Here is a 4,220-nt window from a genome sequence, read left to right as displayed (position 1 = left end):
CGGCAACCGCCGCCTCGTCATCGCCGACATAAACCGACCACTCGACGACCTCACCTACCATGCCGTCCTGGACTGGCTCGCCTACCGCCGCACCCGATGGCCCAACACCGCCAATCCCCATCTGATAGTCAATGGACAGACCGCGCTGGGACACGGTCCCGTCAGCGACAGCTGGCTATCCCTGATCGTCCGAGGCCTGCCCGTCACCCTCGAACAACTACGCGTCGACAGACAGCTCGACGAGGCCCTCACCCACGGCCCCGACCCCCTCCACCTCGCCGCCGTCTTCGGCCTCGACCAGAACACCGCCATGCGCTACGCCAACGCCGCCCGCCACCTCCTCGAGTCGCTCGCCGAGCGGCACACTCCCGACGGTTCAGCAGGAACCCAAGGGTCAACCACCGGTCCAAGCACCGACCGACCCGCGAGTTCGCGCTGAAAAGCCTTCAGATCGCGTGAACCCACGGGGATTCAACGGCGCGATGTACGGCGACACACCCAGATGGAGGCCCAAAGCCCAGGAGTTACCGAAGCCGAACAGGAAACTCAGCCCCATCACCAGGCCCATGATCACGGTGACACCGCGGACGGCGAAGCTCCCCACCCCATGGCCGCCGCCATCCCCCTGCGCGCTCACCGGGCACCTCCACGCACAGGAAGCGTAAAATCACCCTCGACGACAAGCCGCCCTGGTACTGAAACGCTGGTCAGGCCTGCACGGGTCTGTTGCGAATCCCGTTGGGGGCAGCAGAGAGTAGTCGATCTGCTGCAAAAAGTCAGCGATGGACGGGTCTGTTCATCCGCTCTGGCAACTCTTCGCTGTCATACGTCGGCGCTCCGGCACTGTTAGTCAGCATCCTCCGAACTATTGGTTGAATGGCTAGCACCAACCAACGACGATGTGCACGGGTTCGTGCCCTACCTTGCCATCAGACAGCGCGTCGTACCGCACCACGAGCACCAACCCGACCGTCTCGACACATCAGCGGAGGACTCAACACCGAGACGGTGCCAGGAGGCGCACAGGTCGTACCCGATACGGTGCAAGGTGGTTCTTGGCACGGAGACTTCAGCTGTGGCGGAAGCCGGTCCCGGCTCGGCCCCCGTCACCTGCACCGACGTCGAGCCAGGCAAGTCGGGACGACCAGGGCCGAGCGGCGAGTGGTATGAGCGTGGTCTATCGGGGTGCGGACAAGACTGTGGCTTTCCCTACCTGGGTGTTTCTCCCGGTCTGCCGGGGAACCAGGAACACGCATGCGGCCGCTGCGGCCACCCCGAGTACGGCGATGGTGATCCCCATCGGGACTGCGGTGTCGGTGCCGGCGGACCCGACGACAGGGGCTGCCACGGCCCCGAACAAAAACTGGGCGAGGCCGAGCAGGGCCGCTGCCGCGCCGGCGTTGCCCGCTTGGTCGGCCAGCGCGTGCGCGATCGCGTTCGGGAAGGTCAGTCCCATGCTGGTGACCGTCACGAACAGGGTCGGCAGAACCACTCCCAGGCCCGCGTGGGCGGCGAGCGCGACGAACGCGGCAATGCCTCCGACGGCACACATGACGACGCCCACGAGGAGCAGTGCGCGCGGGCCGGTGCGGTGGACGACGCGCCCACCGACCTGACTGGCGGTGATGAAGCCGAGGGCGTTGACCGCGAACGTGACGCTGTACGCCTGTGGGGACAGGCCGTAAATGTCCTGGAGGACAAACGGTCCCCCGGAGATGTAGGCGAACATGGCGCCGGCCGCGAACCCGAGGGCCAGCGCGCACCCGAGGACGGTCCGGTCGGCCAGCAGCCCGCGGAACACCCGGATGGTGGCACTCACCCCTCCACGGTGCCGGCGCCCGGCGGGCAGCGACTCGGCGAGCCCGGTGGCGGCGACGGTGAACAGCACCGCGCCGAGGCCGGCCAGGACGACGAACACGCCCCGCCAGGAGGTGACCTGCAGAACCTGGGCGCCGATAACCGGTGCGAGCACGGGGGCGAGGCCGGTGACGAGCGCAAGCGTGGCGAACAGCCGGGCGGAAGCCGTCCCACTGGTCCGGTCGCGGGCGATGGCGTTGGAGATGACGATGCCGCCGGCGCCGGCCGCTCCCTGTACGAACCGGAGGGCGACCAGCGCCCAGACGGACGGCGCGAGCGCGCACAGCAGCGATGCGAGGGTGTACACGGCGAGCCCGGCCAGCAGCGGCCGGCGCCGGCCGTAGCTGTCACTCAGCGGCCCGGCGACGAGCTGGCCGACGGCCAGGCCAAGCAGGCAGGCGGTCAGGGTCAGCTGCGTTGCCGAGGCCGACGTGTGGAAGGTTCGGGCCAGGTCGGGCAGCCCGGGCAGATAGGCGTCGATCGAGAACGGTGCGAGCGCCGTCAGCGCGCCGAGCATGATGACCAGTGGTTGCGAGATACGGGACGAGGGCACGCGGTCCTCCGGGTTGCGGCGTCCGGGCGGCTGTAGCGGGGGCGGGCTCCCGGGTGCACCCCGGGATGGTCATCAGCTAGATCGCTGGTCCACGGCGGTTGCTTCTTCGGCGTGTCCGAGGCGTGTCCGCTATGGAGCTTCGCGCGTGGTGTCCTGATGACGAGGTTCGGTCCCGTCGGGCAATCTGTCCAAGACATTATTTCGACTACACCGATCGAGGGCTTCGATGGATATCCGCCAGTTGGAGTACTTCGTCGCCGTCGCCGAGGAGGCGAATTTCACCCGAGCCGCCGCACGCTGCCACGTGGTGCAGTCCGCGCTCAGTTACCAGATCGCCCGGTTCGAACGGGACATCGACCTGCGCCTGTTCGAACGGACGAGCCGGTCTGTCCGGCTCAGCCAGGCCGGGGAACTACTGCTGCCCTATGCCCGGCGGATCCTGGCCGAACTCGACGAGGCCGCATCGGCGCTGGCGGGGCTGTCCGGAGTCGTCACCGGTCGGATGCGCCTGGGCATGATCGGAGCCGTCGAGACAACCAGCGAGATCGAGGCAACGGTGGCCGACTTCCACCGACGCCATCCCGGAGTCGAGATCGCCATCAGCGACAACGGCAGCGTGATAATGGCCGAACAGGTCCGGACCGGCGAGCTCGACCTGGCATTCGTCGGCCTGTTCGCTGACCAGATCCCGGACGGGCTGGCACACCGCCTGCTGGCCACCGAGCCGCTGGTCGCCGTGGTCGGCAGGACTCACCCGTTGTTCGGCCGCACCTGCGTGCGCCTGCCCGAGCTCGCCGAGGACACCCGCTTCATCGAACTGCGGGTGGGGTCGGGGCTGCGCCTGCAGGTCGACGCCGCCTTCACCCGCGCCGGCATCACCACCCGGAGCGTCGCCTTCGAACTCACCAACCTCGACGACATCATCCGCGTCGCCGCTCTCGATCTCGGCGCCGCGATCGTGACCGCCTCCGCAGCCCGGAAAGCGTCGGAGTCATCAGGCAACATCGGGGTGCTGCGGCTGGACGATCACGCCGCCCAACACCCCGTCAGCCTCATCCACCGGAAACCAGCCCCCTCGGCGCCCAGTGCCCGGGCCTTCCTCGCCACCCTCGACGGTTCCTGACCCTGCCTAATCACCGGCCTGCTCGTGCCGCCGGCCAAACCACGCGCTCGGCTGGCCGCCTTGACCTGGCTCATGCTGGCCGTGCTGCCGCACTCGGCGTTGCGACCTACCTCGTCGAGCAGCGTGCCGAGGGGCGCCGCGAAGTGCCAGCCGCACGTGTCACTGCTCGACCTCGCCGGGCCGCTGACCCTGATCGGGGCGGCACAGTCGCTGGATCGGCAGCCTCGTGCTCCCTCGGTTCGCGACGAATTAGCTATAGGGAAATAACTATGAGTTGGTAAGTAGTAGTAAGATGAGAGCCGTGGGAGACGATCAAGATCGCTGGGACCGGCGACGCACCTCGAACGCCGCCGACGGCCAGTGGGCCGACTTCGCCGATCTCGTGCTCATCATCTCCCGAGAGATCCAGTTCCGTGACTACTCCAGCAAGGAGGCGGTGTCGCTCTCGCCGTCCGAGGGCATCGTGATGCGCTACTTGCATCGCCGCCCGGGCACGATTCCGAGCCATATCGCGCACGCCTCGGGATTGCAGCGCAGCAACCTCAGCACGGTGCTCAACGGCCTGGAGGACAAGGGCGTCATCGAGCGGCGCAGCAGTGCAGAGGACGGCCGCGAGGTGAAGATCTATCCGACGGCCCGCGGGACAAGTAACTATGCCTTGGTGCGCAAGGAGTGGGCCGACCTAGT

General features: G+C 67.7%; 3 protein-coding genes and 1 pseudogene. 3 read left to right on the top strand and 1 reads right to left on the bottom strand.

The annotated features are described in order from the left end of the window. Positions 1 to 439, top strand: a pseudogene (locus BBK14_RS09035) (hypothetical protein); the annotation flags it as partial. Positions 440 to 1,177: 738 nt separating this feature from the next. Here BBK14_RS09035 and BBK14_RS09030 read toward each other — a convergent pair. Then, on the bottom strand, positions 1,178 to 2,410 hold the full coding sequence (locus tag BBK14_RS09030; protein ID WP_071060968.1) for a multidrug effflux MFS transporter: 1,233 nt from the start codon (positions 2,408 to 2,410) through the stop codon (positions 1,178 to 1,180). Between the two features lie 226 nt (positions 2,411 to 2,636). On the opposite strand from BBK14_RS09030, the gene BBK14_RS09025 reads away from it, so the two are divergent. Continuing rightward, positions 2,637 to 3,533 carry a LysR family transcriptional regulator gene (locus BBK14_RS09025; RefSeq protein WP_071060965.1) on the top strand — a complete coding sequence of 299 codons (897 nt, stop codon included), beginning with the start codon at positions 2,637 to 2,639 and terminating at the stop codon, positions 3,531 to 3,533. A 301-nt stretch (positions 3,534 to 3,834) separates the two neighbouring features. Then, positions 3,835 to 4,220 (top strand): MarR family winged helix-turn-helix transcriptional regulator (locus tag BBK14_RS09020; protein ID WP_198541215.1); only part of this gene is annotated, 386 nt, incomplete at its 3' end.

It is taken from the genome of Parafrankia soli (genome assembly GCF_001854695.1).
GTDB classification, from domain to species: domain Bacteria; phylum Actinomycetota; class Actinomycetes; order Frankiales; family Frankiaceae; genus Parafrankia; species Parafrankia soli.
Note: the sequence above shows the minus strand (reverse complement) of the source record. Positions and strands in the feature narration are given on the sequence as shown.